Raw genomic sequence first — 17766 nt, forward strand, 5'->3', positions numbered from 1 at the left:
CTCCTTACGCTTTCTCGATGTTAACCAGAAACGCTTTGTACTCCGGCGTTTGCGAGTTGGCGTCGCCGACGTTAGGCGTCAGGGTATTGGCGATATAGCCTTTCTGCGCCACCCCTTCAAAGCCCCAGTGCAGCGGAATACCGACGGTTTCCACCTGCTGACCGTGTACGTTTAGGGTCTGCAGACGACGGGTCACCACCGCAACGGTGCGTATAAAGCCGCGCTTGCTGCTTACCTTCACGCGGTCGCCGTTGGCAATCCCCTTCGCTTTCGCCAGATTTTCGCTGATCTCCACAAACTGTTCCGGCTGCGCGATGGCGTTGAGCCGCGCGTGTTTGGTCCAGGTGTGGAAATGCTCGGTGAGGCGGTAGGTGGTTCCCACATACGGGAACTTGTCCTTCTTACCTAAACGCAGCACGTCGTCTTCGTAGATACGCACCACCGGGCTGGAGACCACGTTCGGGTGCAGCGGGTTGGTGCCGAGCGGCGTTTCCATCGGCTCGTAGTGTTCCGGGAATGGCCCTTCCGCCAGTTTGTCGAGGGCAAACAGACGCCCCAGCCCTTCCGGCTGCATAATGAACGGACCGGTGTTGCTGCCCGGCGCGGCGGTGTTGAAGTCCGGGATATCGTTCCCCGCCCACTTCGATCCGTTCCACGCGATCAGCATCCGTTTTGGATCCCACGGCTTGCCGTTGATGTCCGCAGACGCACGGTTGTAGAGCACGCGACGGTTAAGCGGCCACGCCCATGCCCAGCCCAGCGTATTGCCCAGACCTGATGGGTCGGCGTTGTCGCGGTTGGCCATCTGGTTACCCTGCTCGGTCCAGCTGCCGGTATAGATCCAGCACGAGGAAGCCGTGGTGCCGTCATCACGCAGCAACGCGAAGCTGTTCAGCAGCTGGCCTTTCTTCGCCAGCAGGTTACCGTTAGCATCATAGAGATCCGCCAGCGCAACGCCGTTGTTCTCTTTGGCCACTTCCTCTGACTCAGGGTGATCCGGCTGCTTATAGCTCCAGCTCATCTTCAACAGCGGCTCGATGCCCTTGCCGCCTTCCGTGCGATACATGTCGCGCAGACGGTGGTAAATGCCCGCCAGAATTTCGCCATCGTTACGTGCTTCACCCGGCGCATCCTGGCCTTTCCAGTGCCACTGCAGCCAGCGGCCAGAGTTGGCAATAGAGCCATCCTCTTCCGCGAAGCAGGTGGACGGCAGGCGGAACACTTCGGTCTGAATCGAGGCCGGATCGACGTCGTTAGACTCCCCGTGGTTCTGCCAGAAGGTCGAGGTTTCAGTCACCAGCGGATCGATAACCACCATGTACTTCAGCTTGCTCAGGCTGCGAACCACTTTGTTTTTGTCCGGGAACGAGGCAACAGGGTTAAAGCCCTGGCAGATATAGCCCGTCACCTTGCCCTGATCCATCAGGTTGAAATACTTGATGACGTCCCAGGACTGATCCCACTTCGGCAGCCAGTCAAAGCCCCAGTCGTTCTCTTTCTGCGCCGCATCGCCGTAGAAAGATTTCATCAGGCTGACGTAGAACTTCGGATAGTTGCTCCAGTAGTTCACCTGATCCGGTAACGTCGCTTTTGGCGTATTTGCCGCCAGATAGCTTTGCAGATCGGTCTGTTTTTCTGACGGCAGCGTCAGGTATCCCGGCAGGCTGGTAGAGAGCAGCCCAAGATCGGTCAGACCCTGAATGTTGGAGTGGCCGCGCAGCGCGTTCACCCCACCGCCCGCCATCCCCATGTTGCCAAGCAGCAGCTGGATCATCGCCATGGTGCGGATGTTCTGCGCACCCACGGTATGCTGTGTCCAGCCCAGCGCATACAGGAAGGTGGTGGTTCTGTCTGCTGCACTGGTTGAGGCCAGCACTTCACACACTTTCAGGAAGTCCGCTTTCGGCGTACCACAGATGTTTTCCACTACGTCCGGCGTATAACGGGAAACGTGCTGTTTGAGCAAATTCCACACGCAGCGAGGATGCGTTAGTGTTTCATCGCGCATCGCATAACCGTTTTCATCGAACTGGTAGTTCCAGGAGGATTTATCGTACTGGCGTTTTTCCGCGTCATAGCCGCTGAACAGCCCGTCTTCGAAGGCAAAATCATCCCGCACCAGCAGGTTAGCGTTGGTGTAGTGCTTAACGTATTCCGCGTTAATTTTGTTATTTTCGATCAGATACAGCAGTACCCCAGAGAGGAACGTAATGTCCGTACCGGAGCGAATAGGCGCATAGATATCGGCCACCGATGCCGTACGCGTAAAGCGCGGATCGACGACGATAAGCGTTGCGTCGTTGTTGTTTTTTGCTTCCATCGCCCAGCGGAACCCCACCGGATGGGCTTCAGCGGCGTTACCGCCCATCACCACCACGACATTCGCGTTTTTGATATCAACCCAGTGGTTGGTCATCGCACCGCGACCAAATGTTGGAGCAAGACTTGCTACCGTTGGTCCGTGTCAGACGCGCGCCTGGTTATCTACCGCCAGCATGCCGAGGGAGCGCACAAACTTTTGCGTCAGCATGCCGGTTTCATTACTTGCCGCGGATGCACAAAGCATCCCGGTGGAAAGCCAGCGGTTAACCGTGACGCCCTGCGCGTTCTTTTCAATAAAGTTGGCATCGCGGTCGGCTTTCATTAATTTTGCAATTCGGGAGAAGGCCTCATCCCAGGAGATGCGCTGCCATTTATTGGAACCTGGCGCGCGGTACTCCGGATAGCGTAGACGGTTGTCGCTGTGAACGTAATCCAACAGCCCCGCCCCTTTCGGGCACAGTGCCCCGCGGCTTACCGGATGATCCGGATCCCCTTCAATATGATAAATCGCCTCTTTGGCGTTCTTCGCACCATCACCCAGGCTATACATTAATAGCCCGCATCCAACGGAGCAGTATGTGCAGGTGTTACGGATCTCTTTAGCGCGCAACAGTTTGTAGTTGCGTGCCTGAGCCAGCGCCATTTTGGGCGCAAATCCCAGCATTGCTGCTGTAGTCCCGGCCATACCGCCCGCGCAGATTTTAAAGAACTGTCTGCGGCTGACGTCCATTGCTGTCCTCTTTTTCTGATAACTCTTCGCGCCGCAAACTATCAGCAAAGCCCCTGTTTTTATTGCGTCAAATCAAAGTCACCTGAATTCGCCCTCTTAATTGTCATGATTAGCCGTTTTGCTTAACCCGTTGGTATTAGCTCGCTTACGTTTCATTCGCGAAAGCGGCTCAAAGGGTGCTATAAACTTTTCCCTTTATTTCAATACCTCCGGGAGAGATATGGACAAGAAAAAAGCCACGCTGATCGGCCTGCTCGCCATTGTGCTATGGAGCACCATGGTGGGACTTATTCGGAGCGTCAGCGAAGGATTGGGGCCGGTGGGTGGTGCGGCAATGATTTATACCCTGAGCGGCTTATTATGTTGGCTAATTGTTGGACTTCCATCGCTTCGCCGTTTTACGCCAGGCTACCTGATTGCTGGTAGCGTGCTATTCGTCAGCTACGAAATATGTCTGGCGCTGTCGCTCGGTTATGCCAGTACTCGCCATCAGGCGATTGAAGTGGGGATGGTGAATTATCTCTGGCCAAGTCTGACCATTGTTTTTGCTATTGTCTTCAACGGGCAGAAAAGCAGCCTGTGGGTAGTGCCCGGATTACTCATCGCACTCTTCGGCGTAAGTTGGGTATTAGGAGGTGAACAGGGTCTGCATGTTGATGAAATAGTCAGCAATATTCTCTCAAATCCTCTGAGCTATGGCCTGGCCTTTGCCGGCGCGTTTATCTGGGCGGCCTACTGCACCGTTACCCGCAAATATGCTAAGGGTCAGAATGGCATTACGCTCTTTGTGTTACTCACCGCCCTGACGCTGTGGATGAAATATCTGCTGAGCGACCAGCCGGAGATGACCTTTAGCCTGCCGATCGTTTTCAAATTGCTTCTGTGCGGCATGGCTCTGGGTGTCGGCTATGCGTCCTGGAATATTGGTATCCTGCACGGAAATGTTTCCCTGCTGGCGACAGTCTCCTATTTCACACCGGTGTTATCTGCCGCCCTTGCCGCCGCGCTACTGAGCGCGCCTCTCTCTTTCTCCTTCTGGCAGGGTGCATTACTGGTCTGCGCTGGGTCGCTGCTCTGCTGGTATGCCACGCGCAATTAACGGTTTGGCTCCCTCCCGCGGGGAGGGGCGCCTCAGTTGTTAAATAAAATGTGATCTCTCCTCAGAATATTTAGGTAAACACTAGCCGCTACGTTGTGTGTTTGTTTATATTTGTTTCCGTCGTAAATAAATATTTCATTGCACTTACATTTATTGACAACAGATGTAATTAATTGACTCCTAATACTCACGTGCGATATAGCACGAAGTGCAATAGTATGTTTCTGAATATTTCAAAGAAAAATGTATAAAATATAGCCTGACCGCTCATTAACCCTCTGTTTTTGACTAATTAAATGCCTTGAGCCGATCAAATTTCGCTCAACCGCCCCGCTAATTACTCTTCGAAACAAAACCCCTCCAAAACTATAAATAGATTAATAATAAATTACGGCACTAAATAATTTTCAGAACATTTTCTAAGCGAATTTTGCAATATATGCGCTCATTTTACCGATCGCGATCACACTAATTGAAATTAAGATTAATAATTTGAAACTTATTATTGAAACGATGCAGCAAGAATCTTAAAAATAGCGTGCCATTGACGAGCGGCCTCGTTCATCAAGGGTTGAGGGTGTGCTTAAAAGAAAATTATAAGGATTACAAGCAATGAAACTTAAATTAGTTGCAGTGGCAGTGACTACCCTGTTGGCGGCTGGCGCAGTAAACGCAGCCGAAGTTTATAACAAAGACGGCAACAAACTGGATCTGTACGGTAAAGTGACAGGTCTGCACTATTTCTCTGACGACACCGATAACGACGGCGACAAAACTTATGTTCGTCTGGGCTTTAAAGGTGAAACTCAGATCAACGATCAGCTGACCGGTTTTGGTCAGTGGGAATATGAATTCAAAGGTAACCGTTCTGAGTCCCAGGGCGCTGACGGTAACAAAACTCGTCTGGCTTTTGCTGGTCTGAAATTCAACGAGTTCGGCTCCTTCGACTACGGCCGTAACTATGGTGTTGCATATGACATCGGCGCATGGACCGACGTTCTGCCGGAATACGGCGGCGATACCTGGACCCAGACTGATGGCTTTATGACTGGCCGTACTACTGGCGTAGCGACCTACCGTAACACCGACTTCTTCGGTCTGGTGGAAGGCTGGAACTTCGCGGTTCAGTATCAGGGTAAAAACGACCGTGATGATATCGCCGAATCCAATGGCGATGGCTGGGGTCTCTCCTCTACCTATGAAATGGACGGTTTCGGTGTAGGTGCAACCTACGCGAAATCTGACCGTACCGACGATCAGGTTCGTGCAGCAGTTAACGAACTGAACGCTGGCGGCGATGACGCAGACGTATGGGCAGCGGGTCTGAAATATGACGCAAACAACCTGTACCTGGCAACCACCTATTCTGAAACTCGCAACATGACCAGCTTCGGTGACGGTTATATTGCGAACAAAACCCAGAACTTTGAAGCGGTTGCTCAGTACCAGTTCGACTTCGGTCTGCGTCCGTCCGTTTCTTACCTGAAGTCCAAAGGTAAAGACATCGGTTCTTACGGCGACCAGGATCTGGTTGAGTACATTGAAGTGGGCGCAACCTACTACTTCAACAAAAACATGTCTACCTACGTTGATTACAAAATCAACCTGCTGGACGACAGCACCTTCACCGATACTGCCGGTATTGCAACCGACAACATCGTTGCACTGGGTCTGACCTACCAGTTCTAATCGACATATCATGTCTAAGGCCAGCCTCCGAGCTGGCCTTTTTATTGGGCGTAATAAAGGAATATGCCATGCAACGTTTTACCGGGCGCTGTTTATGCGGGATGAGCCACTTCAGCGTTACGATCAAGAACTTCGACGTCTATGCGTGCCACTGCACCCTCTGTCAGAAATGGTCTGGCGGGGTGGCAATGTACCTTGAAACTGAGGGCGAGCCGCAGGTAGAACAGGGCTCTATCGCCCCCTCGCATTTTCACTCCTCCGAACGCGGGGAGCGCCGGTTCTGCCCCGGCTGCGGCTGTCCGCTCTGGTCCACACTCACCACCGTCGGACGCTATTTTGTTCCCTGGACGCTGCTGGAACTGAGCGAAGATGAACGCCGCCGCCTGGTATTGGCCGCCGAAATTTACACCGAAACGCAGCCCGCCTTCTGGCGTTTGACCGGGCAATATGCCCGCTTCAGCGGCACCGAGATCGAAGCGCTGGATAATCACTGTTCGCTTACGCCGTAACGTCACCGCCCCCCGCCGCTCGGCGCAGCCACGATTGCAGCAGTTTGCCATCCTGGGTCATATCAGAATCCTGGCGCACACAAAGGTAATAATCGCGGCCGTCATCGATAGGGGCATCAAAAATTTTCACCAGTTCACCGCTCTCCAGATAGGGTGCAATCAGCGGCTCGCGCATGAGGGCGCACCCTAACCCCGCCTGCACCCCCGCCAGCGTCAATAAACCATCTTCAAACATCGGCCCGCTGCGGCGCGCCGGACGTTTTACCCCCTGCTGGGTGAACCACATCTGCCAGGTTGCACGCTCTTCGTCATGCAGAAGTGGCATTTGCAGGAGCTGTTCCGGGGTATCGATATGGCCATGGATCCGCAAGAACGCCCTGCTACAGACCGGCACCATCTGGCCCGAGATCAGCTTTTCACTCTGATAGCCCGTCCACTGGCCGTTACCAAAGCGGATAGACATATCCGACGCGTCGCTAAGGTAGTTACGGTGGTTGGCATAGACCACGTTGATCTCGGTCTGGGGATTGGCACGCATAAAGGTCGGTAAGCGCGGAATAAACCACCCCATACCAAACAGCGGGATCAGGCTGATCGTGACCTGCCGGGTCTGCGCCTGCTCCACCAGATGCTCGGTGGCCTGGCGCAGCACATTGAAGGCCGCCCGTATCGAGCGGTAATAGTCGCGACCATTTTGACTGAGTACCAGCTTGCGCCCCTGCCGTTCAGTCAGCGGCATTTGCAAATATCCCTCCAGCACCCGCAGCTGATGACTGACCGCTGAAGGAGAGATTGCCAGCTCCTGTGCCGCGAGCGTAACGCTGCCGAGCCGGGCGATGGCCTCAAAAGCGCGTACCGCCCGTAAAGGGGGATCGTTGGCCAGACGGCTCTCTGCGTAAGCGGCAAGCATCACTGATTGTTCTGTTTTATTCATATATTGATTTTAATGAAGAAATTGCCCTGAGGGTCCATTGCGCTATTTTGTTTAAAATCATGCAGATAAATCAATCATTAAATATCATAAGAAATAATATATGCGTATTTTACAATTTAATTCATTTATCAGATGTTACCCGCTGAAAGAGCAATTTGTCGGGTAGGAACGTTGGACACTCTCATACAACAACTGATCAATGGGGTAATGCTTGGCAGCATCTACGCCCTGATCGCGCTGGGCTATACCATGGTGTATGGCATTTTGCGCATTATTAACTTTGCCCACGGCGATATTCTGATGGTTGGCGCGCTCACAACGCTTTCTGCCATTAACGCCCTGAATAACCATTTCCCTGAAATGCCGCTGCTGTTACAGCTCGGTTTTGCGTTGATCATCGCGATGGCGGTGTGTGCCCTGCTGGCGATGGCGGTAGAACGCTTCGCCTACCGCCGCCTGCGTAATGCCCCGCGCCTGGCGCCGCTCATCTCCGGTATCGGCGTCTCCGTACTGCTGCAGACGGTGGCGATGATCGTCTGGACGCGCAATCCGCTGATGTTCCCGCAGATCCTGCCCATGGATCCGATCGCCGTTACCGCCGGTAGCGATGCCAATCCTCCCGCGATTATCACCGTTACCGGGATGGTAACGGTTGCGCTGGCGCTGGTGGTGATGATCGGCCTCTGGTTGCTGGTGGAATACACCCGCCTCGGGCGTGGGATGCGCGCAGTGGCGGAAAACCCGCGCGTCGCCACCTTAATGGGCGTTAACCCTAACGCCATTATCACCCTCACCTTTGCCATTGGAGGCATCTTCGCCGCGCTGGCCGGGGTGATGATGGCCAGCAATTTTGGTAATGCCAGCTTCTCGATGGGCTTTTTGCCGGGGATTAAAGCCTTTACCGCTGCGGTATTAGGCGGCATTGGTAACATTCGCGGCGCGATGGTGGGCGGGATCCTGCTCGGCCTTATCGAATCGCTCGGCGCAGGCTACCTTGGCGATCTGACCCATGGCGTGTTCGGCAGTAATTACCAGGATGTGTTTGCCTTCATTGTGCTGATTCTGGTGCTGGTCTTCCGTCCGGCAGGTCTGCTGGGCGAGCGCGTAGCGCACAGGGCGTAGAGAAATTTATGACAACCATACAAATACAGGCACCCGCCTCTACCCGCCGATTCTGGTCCGGCATGACGCTGTTTATCATTGCCCTGTTGGTTGCCCCCGTGGTGGCCTCTCAGCTCGGCGGCAACTACTGGGTGCGCGTGATCGACTTCGCGCTGCTCTATATCATGCTGGCGCTCGGGCTCAACATTGTTGTGGGCTATACCGGCCTGCTGGATATGGGATTCATCGCCTTTTACGCGGTGGGCGCCTACCTGGCCGCGCTGCTGGCCTCTCCGCATCTGCTGGAGGTCTTCCCGATCCTTGCCGTCTGGTTCCCGGACGGGCTGCACACCTCTTACTTGCTGATTATCCCTGTTGCCGCGCTGGTGGCGGCGGTATGCGGGATCCTGCTGGGGGCGCCGACCTTAAAGCTACGAGGAGACTACCTCGCGATTGTCACCCTCGGTTTTGGCGAGATCATTCGTATTCTGATGCGTAACCTCGACCGTCCGGTCAACATCACCAACGGCGCAAAAGGCATTACCGGCGTCGATACCCTGAACCTGTTTGGCCTGAAGTTTAGCGGGGTTTATCACTGGTTTGGCATGAAGGTTCCCGCGCTTTGGCTCTGGTATTACCTGCTGATGGTCGTCATCGTCGGCATTATTTTTGTCTGCCTGCGCCTGCAACACTCGCGCATCGGCCGGGCCTGGCACGCCATCCGTGAAGATGAAGACGTGGCCCGGGCAATGGGAATTAACGTGCGCAACTATAAGCTGCTGGCTTTCGCCATGGGCGCCTCGTTTGGTGGCGTGGCGGGCGCGCTGTTCGGCGCGTTCCAGGGCTTTGTGTCGCCAGAGTCGTTCACCCTGCAGGAATCCATTGCCGTACTGGCGATGGTCGTGCTGGGCGGTATGGGTCATATCCCCGGCGTGATCCTCGGAGCCGTGCTGCTGACCGCCCTGCCGGAAGTGCTGCGCAGCCAGGCGGCCCCGCTGCAACAGGCATTGTTTGGTTCCGTGCTGGTTGACCCGGAAATATTACGCCAGCTCTTCTACGGCCTGGCCCTGGTCGGCGTAATGCTGGTGCGCCCTTCCGGCATCTGGCCGATGCGCCACAAGGAGGTTAAAGCATGAGCCTGTTAACGGTGCGCAATATGTCAAAACGTTTTGGCGGCCTGACGGCGGTCGATAATGTTTCGCTGTCGATTAATCGCGGTGAGATTTACGGGCTGATTGGCCCTAACGGCGCGGGCAAAACGACCTGTTTTAACCTCATCACCGGCCTTTACCCGGCGGACAGCGGTGAATTTTCTATTGCCGATAAACCCTATTACCCGAAGCAGATTGAGAAAGTGACCGCCGTCGGCATCGCCCGCACCTTCCAGAACGTGCGGCTGTTTAACGAGATGTCGGTACTGGAAAACGTGATGGTAGGCCGCCATGTCCGCACCCGAAATGGGCTGTGGGCCGCGCTGAGCCGCCATAAACGCGCCCGGGAAGAAGAGGCGCAAACCCGTGAGCAGGCATGGCACTGGCTGGAGTACACCGGTATCGCCAAATATGCCCATTATCGCGCTTGTGACCTCGCCTATGGCCATCAACGGCGACTTGAGATTGCCCGTGCGCTGGCAACCGACCCGCTGCTGCTGGCGCTTGACGAACCGGCCGCCGGGATGAATGCCGTCGAAAAAATGGCGTTAGGCGAGCTTCTGACTCGTATTCGCGACGATGGCAAAACTCTGTTGATGATTGAGCACGACGTAAAGCTGGTGATGGGGATTTGCGATCGTCTCACGGTACTCGATTACGGTAAAACCCTGGCAAGCGGCACGCCGGATATCGTCCGTCGCGACCCGGCGGTCATCGCCGCCTGGCTTGGAGGCAGTGCCCATGTCTGAGTTATTAAAAGTTGAGCATCTGGATGTGCATTACGGCGGTATTCAGGCCGTGCGCGATCTCTCTTTCACCCTCCACGAAGGTGAACAGGCCACGCTAATTGGCGCTAACGGCGCCGGTAAAAGCTCCACGGTGCGGGCCATTACCGGGCTGGAGAACTTTAGCGGCCATATTGCTTTTAACGGTAAATCGTTACGCAAACATAAAGCCGAAGCGCTGCTTCGCGACGGACTGGTGATGGTGCCGGAAGGTCGCGGGATCTTTGCCCGTATGACCGTGCTGGAAAATTTGCAGATGGGGGCGTGGCTTCGCCGTGACACTGTCACCGTCAGGCAGGAGATGGCAGAAATTTTTGACCGCTTCCCACGCCTTGGCGAGCGCCAGCATCAACTCGCCGGTTTGCTCTCTGGCGGTGAACAACAGCTGCTGGCGCTAAACCGCGCCCTGCTCAGCCGCCCGCGCCTGCTCATTCTGGATGAGCCCTCAATGGGGCTAGCACCGCGGATGGTTGAGAACATTTTTGCGGTAATCGCCGGACTGCGGGAACGCGGCGTGGCGTTACTGCTGATTGAACAAAATGCCCGTCTGGCGCTGGAGGTTACCGACCGCGCCTGGGTGATGGACAGCGGCAGCATCGTGCATCACGGCGAGTCAAAAGCGATGCTCGACGACGATCATATTGCACAGATTTATTTGGGCGAAATGCCCGTTTAATACACCAACATCAGGGAAAACATAATGAAAACAATCAAAATTAGCGCACTGAGCGCAGCACTGTTGCTCGGCGGATTTGGCACCGCTACCAGCTGGGCTGCCGACAGCGAGACCGTGGTTATCGGACTGGCTGGCCCGTTAACCGGCCCTTCTGCCCGTATCGGTAAAGATCTGGAAAACGGGGCGCAGCTGGCCATTGACGACATCAATAAGCAGCACCCCACCATCGGCGGCAAAGCAGTCACGTTCAAACTGCAGTCTGAGGACGATCAATCTGACCCACGTACCGCGGTAGCCGTCGCTCAGCGTCTGGTCGATAGTGATGTGGCCGGGGTTGTCGGTCACTGGAATACCGGTACCAGCATCCCGGCGGCGCGGGTCTACCACGATGCGGGCATCGCCCAGGTCGCACCGGTTGCCACCGGACACGCCTATACCAAACAGGGGTTTGATACCAGCTTCCGCGTGATGGGTCACGACGATGACGGCGGCCAGTTTGCCGGTGAGTACGCGGTAAATACTCTGAAAGCAAAACGCATTGCCGTGATCGATGACCGTACCGCCTTTGGCCAGGGGCTGGCCGATGAGTTCATCAAATCGCTCGAGGCGCAGGGGGTAAAAATTGTCGATCGCCAGTATGTGGATGATAAAACCGTCGATTTCAGCGCCGTGCTGACCGCCATTCGCAGTAAAAACGCCGATCTGATCTTCTTTGGCGGCGTCGATAGCCAGGCCGCGCCGCTGGCGCGCCGTATCAAACAACTCGGGATGAAAGCGACGCTGATGGGCGCAGGCGGTTTTGTTAGCCAGACCTTCCTGCAGCTGGCGCAAAAAGAGGGTGACGGCGTTGTTGCCCTGGAGCCAGGCCTGCCTGTTGATCAGATGCCTGGCGGTAAAGCCTTTGAACAGGCGTATCAGTCTCGCTATCACACCCATATCGAACTCCACGCCCCGTTCGCCTATGACGCTACCCGCGTGCTGGTTGCTGCCATGGAAAAAGCCGACTCTGTCGATCCCGCTGACTATCTGCCTGCCCTGCGCGCGATTAACTACTCTGGCGTCACCGGTCAGATCGCCTTTGACGGTCAGGGCAATCTGAAGGCGCCGTCATTTACCGTTTACAAAGTGGTGGACGGGAAATGGCAACCGCAAACCGTGCTGGGTGGCGCAAAAACGAAGTAACGTAGTGAGGCAATGTGATGAGCAATAATAATGAGCTGGGTATTCTCGCCCGCCGCAAAATTGAAGCAGAAATTATTAAACCAATTTACGAAATCCTGGTGCGTGAGATAGGCAAAACGCGCGCGCAGGCGGTGATCGGCGAGGCCATTGAGCAGGCCGCGATCGATGCGGGAAAGTCGTTTGCCAGTAAAGAGCCGAACGGTGCGGATGTTAAGAGCTTTATCGCCCTGCAGTATCTTTGGGAAAAAGATAATGCGCTGGAGGTAAAAGTCATCGACGCCGATGACCAGCAGTACAACTACGACGTCACACGCTGCCGCTACGCCGAGATGTATCACGAGATGGGGCTGGGGGAGATTGGTCATCTGCTGTCGTGCGCCCGCGATGAGAAATTTATCGTCGGCTATGCACCTGACGTGAAGCTGACCCGCACTACCACCATCATGCAGGGCGGTAAATGCTGTGACTTCCGTTACCGCAGCCAGAAAAAGGACAACGCATGATACGCATCGATGCGGCGCGACTCTGGTCCACGCTTGAAACGATGGCACACATCGGTGGAACCCCTGCCGGCGGCGTTACCCGTCTGGCCCTGAGCGAAGAGGATCGCATGGCGCGCACCCTTCTGCGCGACTGGGCTCTGGAGGCCGGATTCAGCTGCGATGTGGATAGCATGGGCAACATGTTCATCCGCCGCGCGGGCAAAAACCGCGCGCTCCCGCCGGTGATGACCGGTTCGCACGTGGATTCACAGCCGCTGGGAGGCAATTACGACGGCATTTACGGCGTTCTCGCCGGGCTGGAGGTGCTACGTACGCTGAATGACAACCAGACGGAAACGGAACGCGATATCGTACTGGTGAACTGGACCAATGAAGAAGGCGCCCGCTTTGCCCCGGCAATGCTGGCCTCTGGCGTCTGGTCCGGACAACTTACGCAGGAGTTCGCTTACGCGCGGAGCGACAGCGCAAAAATCACCGTCCGCGAGGCGCTGGAAGCTATCGGTTACCGGGGCGAACTGCCCGCCCGCGCGTTTCCGGTTCACGCATGCTATGAGCTGCATATTGAACAGGGGCCGATCCTGGAAGATGAAGGCATAGATATCGGGCTGGTTCGCGCGGCGATGGGTCAGCGCTGGTTTACGCTCACCCTCGAAGGATTTGCCGCACATGCGGGTACGACACCGATGCACAGCCGTCGGGATGCCCTCACCGCGTTTGCGGAGCTGGCGCTGCAGGTGGAGGCGATTGGTTATCAGCATGCGCCAGATGGACGAGCGACTATCGGCATGGCGCAGGTCACCCCTAACTCCCGAAACGTGGTCCCTTCCCGCGTAGTGTGCAGCGTGGAGTTTCGTCATCCCGACAGCGAAGCACTGGCGGCAATGGAAGCGTCGCTGCGACAGGCCGCTGAGGGGCTGGCGGCCCGCGGCGTGCGGGCTGATGTAGAACGCATTTTTGACTACGCCCCTATTACGTTTGACGCCGACTGTCTGGCACGCAGTGAAGCGGCGGTCACAGCGCTGGGGTATACGGCAAAACCGATGGTTTCCGGTGCCGGTCATGATACCTGTTACATCAGTAAAATCGCCCCGGCGAGTATGATCTTTATCCCCTGCGTTAAGGGCATCAGTCATAACGAAGAGGAGCGGATTTTACCGGCATGGTCTGAGAAAGGGGCCAATGTATTGCTGCATAGCCTGTTGAGTGCGGCGCAGGAGTGTTAGTTTTGCACTTTCCCCGGCCACAGGCCGGGGAACCTTATTAAAACAAAAGCTAATAGTATGTTGTAACTAATAAGTTATGCCGAACGCGGTACCTTTGCCAGGCTAAACCAGATGCCAATGGCAAGTAACAGCAACATTCCGCCAGCACTCCCCAGCGCCACACTATGGGAGCTGATAAACGCCGTTTTCGCCGCCTGGATGACCGACTCAGCCAGGGCCGGTGGCAACTCCTGCGCCACTTTTACCGCCTCGCCAATCGACGAGGCGGCCTGTTCTGCCACCCTGCTCTCCAGCCCCTGCGGTAAGGCAATCGCGGCGGAGAAACTGCGGGTAAGCAGCAAGCCAAACAGAGCAATGCCCAGACCGGCACCCAGTTCGTAGGACATGGTCTCGATGGCGCCTGCGGCCGCAGCCTTCTCCTTCGGCGCGGCGGCCATAATGGCCGAGGTCGATGCCAGCAAGGCGCTGGCCGCGCTGAACCCGAGCAATACCATTAAGCCCCAGGCCAGCCACTGCTGAGTACTGAAATCGAGCATCGACAGGCCGATAAAGCTCAGCGCGCTCAGTCCCATTCCCCCGGCCGCAACGATACGTAGCCCCAGCTTACTCACCAGCACACCCGCAATCGGCCCGCTAAATCCGCTGGCCACCATCACCGGCAGCATAAACATGCCTGCGTCGAAGGGGGTAAAGCCATGCACGAACTGAAGTTCCTGCGCCATTAATAGCTCAAATCCCACCAGCGCAATCATCGCCGTCATGGCCATCACCACCCCGCTCAGGATGATGCGGTGGCCGAAAAGACGCATATCGATCATGGGGATCGCGGCGCGCAGCTGGATGCGGACAAATATAAACAGCAGCATCGCCCCGATAAACAGCGTAGTGGCAACCATCCAGGGCGAGAGCGCCCCTTTCAGCGCGGTTTTGGCACTGAACACCAGCAACAGGATTGCCACTATCAACATAATGGCGTGACTGATATTGAGCGGCTGCTCCGGGCGCCCCTGCTGCGGCGGCACCAGACGCGCCGTCAGGACCACCACAATCGCCACGATAGGAACGTTAATGAGAAAGACCGATCCCCAGTAAAAGTGTTCCAGCAATGCCCCACCAATCAGCGGCCCGAAGGCTGCGCCGCCTGACCCTACCGCGGCCCAGACGCCGAGGGCAATGTTGCGTTGACGCGCCTCGGTAAAGAGCGTGCGGATCCCGGCGAGGGTAGCCGGAATAATCATCGCCGCCCCTATCGCCAGGCTGGCACGCGCGGCAATCAGCCAGCCGGCAGAGCTGGACGCTGCCGCCCACAGGGAAGAGAGACCAAAGAGCACGCTGCCCAGCATTAACAGGCGTTTAAATCCGATACGATCGCCCAGGGCCCCCATTGGCAGCACCATACCTGCCATGACCAACGAATAAATATCGATGATCCACAGCAGTTCGTTGCCGCTGGCGCCCAGCGTCATGCTTAATGTCGGCGCCGCCACGTGCAGTACCGTGGCATCAATGGCCACAGGGATATAAACCAGCACGATTATCACTAACGCTAACCACTGACGAAACATACATGTCCTTTTCATTACAAACCTGGACACATGTCCAGAAATGCGATCCTACGGAAAGCTGAACAACTGTCCAGCTTTTTGTTACACTCGTTGCGTCGCGATTGAGGGTGAACAGAATGGCCTATTTAAACAAGGATGAACGTCGGGAAGCGATCCTGCATGCCGCCATGCGTGTGGCATTAAGTGAGGGATTAACCAGCATGACGGTTCGACGTATCGCGGCCGAGGCCGACGTCGCCGCAGGCCAGGTCCATCACCATTTCGCCAGCATTGGTGAGTTAAAATCACAGGCTTTCATTCATCTTATCCGCGACCTGCTGGATGCAGAGGTGGTGCCCGCCGATGCCAGCTGGCACGACAAGCTTCACGCCATGCTGGGTAGCGACGACCGCCACTTTGAACCCTACATCCGTTTATGGCGCGAAGCGCAAATCCTTGCTGCCCGCGATGAAGAAATTAAAGGTGCCTATGTCCTGACGATGGAGATGTGGCACAAGGAGACGGTAGCCATTATTGCAGCGGGTGCAGAGGAAAAAGTCTTTAATCTTCATGACACGCCAGAGAATATAGCCTGGCGATTGATAAGCCTGGTTTGCGGTTTAGACGGAATATATATGTTAAATATTGCTGGTATGGATGAAGCTGCATTTAATAAGCATCTTCATAAAGTCATTACTCTGGAATTATATTAAACCGCGTTACAAAATTATAATTTTACAATTAGTAACACTTAAGCAGACGCTTCTTAACCCTTCATTGCTCATGGATTCCCATTCTTATCTATCCTTTCAGACATATCCCAAAATTTCCTGATAATTCAAGAGAACAAACCTGCAGGCAACCGCCTGATTCCCGGTGCTTTTTCTGCTGTTTATGGACATTTAAGAGGGCGATATGTCACAACTTAATGAGAAGAATAATCATTATCTATTAAACAACTGGAAACCCGAAAACCCCGCCTTCTGGGAAAATAAAGGCAAACATATCGCCCGTCGTAATTTATGGATCTCCGTCAGTTGTTTACTTTTAGCCTTCTGCGTCTGGATGTTATTTAGCGCGGTGAGCGTAAACCTGAATAAGGTGGGTTTTAATTTCACCACCGATCAACTCTTTATGTTAACGGCCCTCCCTTCTCTTTCAGGCGCAATATTACGCGTCCCCTACTCCTTTATGGTGCCTATTTTTGGTGGTCGCTACTGGACGGTATTGAGCACCGTAATACTGATTGTTCCCTGCGTCTGGCTGGGCATCGCCGTACAGAATAACGCTACTCCGTACTGGGTATTTATTATCATCGCGCTGCTGTGTGGTTTCGCCGGGGCGAACTTTGCCTCCAGCATGGGCAACATCAGCTTCTTCTTCCCGAAAGCGAAACAGGGCAGCGCGCTGGGTATCAACGGCGGGCTGGGTAATCTGGGCGTGAGCGTCATGCAAATGGTCGCTCCGGTCGTGATATTCCTGCCGATGTTTACCTTCCTCGGCGTGCACGGCGTGCCGCAGGAGGACGGCTCTCTCCTGTCGCTGGCCAACGCGGCCTGGATATGGGTACCGCTGCTGGTGCTGGCAACCCTTGCCGCCTTTTTTGGCATGAACGATATCGCCAGTTCTAAGGCCTCGATTGCCAGTCAGTTACCGGTACTGAAACAGCCGCACCTCTGGCTGTTGAGCCTGCTCTATCTTGCTACCTTCGGCTCGTTTATCGGCTTTTCCGCCGGTTTTGCGATGCTCTCAAAAACGCAGTTCCCCGATGTGAATATTCTGCACCTCGCCTTCTTCGGTCCGCTAATAGGGGCGCTGGCGCGATCGGCCGGCGGCGTGGTCTCTGACAAACTCGGCGGCGTGCGCGTGACGCTGGTGAACTTTGTTCTGATGGCGATCTTCACCGCCCTGCTGTTCTTCACCCTACCGGGCTCAGGCTCCGGCAACTTTACCGCCTTCTACATCGTCTTTATGGGGCTGTTCCTCACCGCCGGGCTGGGCAGCGGATCGACCTTCCAGATGATCGCCGTCATCTTTCGGCAAATTACGATTTATAAAGTGAAATTGCGCGGCGGTAGTGAACAGCAGGCGCAACAAGAGGCCGTAACTGACACCGCTGCCGCGCTGGGCTTTATCTCCGCCATTGGCGCAGTCGGCGGGTTCTTCATTCCGAAGGCCTTCGGCACCTCGCTGGCAATGACCGGGTCCCCGGTAGGCGCGATGAAAGTGTTCCTCGTCTTTTACATCGTCTGTGTATTCATCACCTGGCTGGTGTATGGCCGCCGTCAAAAGCACATCAAATCATAAACATGCCATTA

The 17766-nt window shown here is 55.3% G+C and carries 15 protein-coding genes; 12 read left to right on the forward strand and 3 right to left on the reverse strand.

The window, feature by feature from the left end; all coding sequences use genetic code 11:
• Nucleotides 1-4: 4 nt before the first annotated feature.
• Entirely contained in the window at nucleotides 5-3052 is a 3048-nt protein-coding gene (fdnG, locus tag B2Q93_RS02540) for a formate dehydrogenase-N subunit alpha (RefSeq protein WP_286931730.1), read from the reverse strand.
• A gap of 220 nt (nucleotides 3053-3272) precedes the next feature.
• On the opposite strand from fdnG, the gene yddG reads away from it, so the two are divergent.
• The 3 genes from yddG (at nucleotide 3273) to B2Q93_RS02555 (ending at nucleotide 6349) form a co-directional block, all read left to right on the forward strand.
• Complete coding sequence (gene yddG / locus B2Q93_RS02545) at nucleotides 3273-4151, forward strand: aromatic amino acid DMT transporter YddG (RefSeq protein ID WP_286931731.1); 879 nt, start codon at nucleotides 3273-3275, stop codon at nucleotides 4149-4151.
• A 612-nt stretch (nucleotides 4152-4763) separates the two neighbouring features.
• Nucleotides 4764-5840: a porin OmpC gene (gene ompC, locus B2Q93_RS02550; protein WP_046885423.1), complete on the forward strand. Its 1077-nt coding sequence runs from the start codon at nucleotides 4764-4766 to the stop codon at nucleotides 5838-5840.
• 68 nt (nucleotides 5841-5908) lie between these two features.
• Nucleotides 5909-6349: a GFA family protein gene (locus tag B2Q93_RS02555; protein ID WP_046885422.1), complete on the forward strand. Its 441-nt coding sequence runs from the start codon at nucleotides 5909-5911 to the stop codon at nucleotides 6347-6349.
• On the opposite strand, the gene B2Q93_RS02560 is transcribed toward B2Q93_RS02555, so the two are convergent.
• Nucleotides 6339-7283 carry a LysR substrate-binding domain-containing protein gene (locus tag B2Q93_RS02560; RefSeq protein WP_233802366.1) on the reverse strand — a complete coding sequence of 315 codons (945 nt, stop codon included), beginning with the start codon at nucleotides 7281-7283 and terminating at the stop codon, nucleotides 6339-6341. The two genes, B2Q93_RS02555 and B2Q93_RS02560, sit on opposite strands and share 11 nt — an antisense overlap.
• A 171-nt stretch (nucleotides 7284-7454) precedes the next feature.
• Here B2Q93_RS02560 and B2Q93_RS02565 point away from each other — a divergent pair, with 171 nt between their 5' ends.
• The 7 genes from B2Q93_RS02565 to B2Q93_RS02595 are packed head-to-tail and all read left to right on the forward strand — an operon-like array spanning nucleotide 7455 to nucleotide 13904.
• Nucleotides 7455-8405: a branched-chain amino acid ABC transporter permease gene (locus tag B2Q93_RS02565; RefSeq protein WP_286931732.1), complete on the forward strand. Its 951-nt coding sequence runs from the start codon at nucleotides 7455-7457 to the stop codon at nucleotides 8403-8405.
• Between the two features lie 8 nt (nucleotides 8406-8413).
• The gene (locus B2Q93_RS02570; protein WP_040075635.1) at nucleotides 8414-9520 is read left to right on the forward strand and encodes a branched-chain amino acid ABC transporter permease; all 1107 of its coding nucleotides are present in this window, start codon (nucleotides 8414-8416) and stop codon (nucleotides 9518-9520) included.
• Complete coding sequence (locus tag B2Q93_RS02575) at nucleotides 9517-10284, forward strand: ABC transporter ATP-binding protein (protein WP_040075634.1); 768 nt, start codon at nucleotides 9517-9519, stop codon at nucleotides 10282-10284. Before B2Q93_RS02570 ends, B2Q93_RS02575 begins: the two co-directional genes overlap by 4 nt.
• Nucleotides 10277-10996 carry an ABC transporter ATP-binding protein gene (locus B2Q93_RS02580; protein ID WP_286931733.1) on the forward strand — a complete coding sequence of 240 codons (720 nt, stop codon included), beginning with the start codon at nucleotides 10277-10279 and terminating at the stop codon, nucleotides 10994-10996. Before B2Q93_RS02575 ends, B2Q93_RS02580 begins: the two co-directional genes overlap by 8 nt.
• Before the next feature lie 24 nt (nucleotides 10997-11020).
• The gene (locus B2Q93_RS02585) at nucleotides 11021-12178 is read left to right on the forward strand and encodes a branched-chain amino acid ABC transporter substrate-binding protein (RefSeq protein WP_286782091.1); all 1158 of its coding nucleotides are present in this window, start codon (nucleotides 11021-11023) and stop codon (nucleotides 12176-12178) included.
• 17 nt (nucleotides 12179-12195) lie between these two features.
• The gene (locus B2Q93_RS02590; protein ID WP_040075631.1) at nucleotides 12196-12681 is read left to right on the forward strand and encodes an L-2-amino-thiazoline-4-carboxylic acid hydrolase; all 486 of its coding nucleotides are present in this window, start codon (nucleotides 12196-12198) and stop codon (nucleotides 12679-12681) included.
• Nucleotides 12678-13904: a Zn-dependent hydrolase gene (locus tag B2Q93_RS02595; RefSeq protein WP_286931734.1), complete on the forward strand. Its 1227-nt coding sequence runs from the start codon at nucleotides 12678-12680 to the stop codon at nucleotides 13902-13904. The genes B2Q93_RS02590 and B2Q93_RS02595 overlap by 4 nt, the downstream gene beginning before the upstream one ends.
• 74 nt (nucleotides 13905-13978) lie before the next feature.
• Here B2Q93_RS02595 and B2Q93_RS02600 read toward each other — a convergent pair whose 3' ends face one another.
• Nucleotides 13979-15469, reverse strand: coding sequence for an MFS transporter (locus B2Q93_RS02600; protein ID WP_286931735.1), 1491 nt, complete (start codon nucleotides 15467-15469; stop codon nucleotides 13979-13981).
• Nucleotides 15470-15585: 116 nt separating this feature from the next.
• On the opposite strand from B2Q93_RS02600, the gene B2Q93_RS02605 reads away from it, so the two are divergent.
• On the forward strand, nucleotides 15586-16161 hold the full coding sequence (locus tag B2Q93_RS02605) for a TetR family transcriptional regulator (RefSeq protein ID WP_046885414.1): 576 nt from the start codon (nucleotides 15586-15588) through the stop codon (nucleotides 16159-16161).
• Between the two features lie 202 nt (nucleotides 16162-16363).
• Nucleotides 16364-17755, forward strand: a complete 1392-nt coding sequence (locus tag B2Q93_RS02610; protein ID WP_040075627.1) for a NarK family nitrate/nitrite MFS transporter — start codon at nucleotides 16364-16366, stop codon at nucleotides 17753-17755.
• The last annotated feature ends 11 nt before the right edge of the window (nucleotides 17756-17766 follow it).

Source organism: Leclercia sp. UBA5958, assembly GCF_002430365.1.
In the GTDB taxonomy this organism is placed as follows: Bacteria; Pseudomonadota; Gammaproteobacteria; order Enterobacterales; family Enterobacteriaceae; genus Enterobacter; species Enterobacter pneumoniae.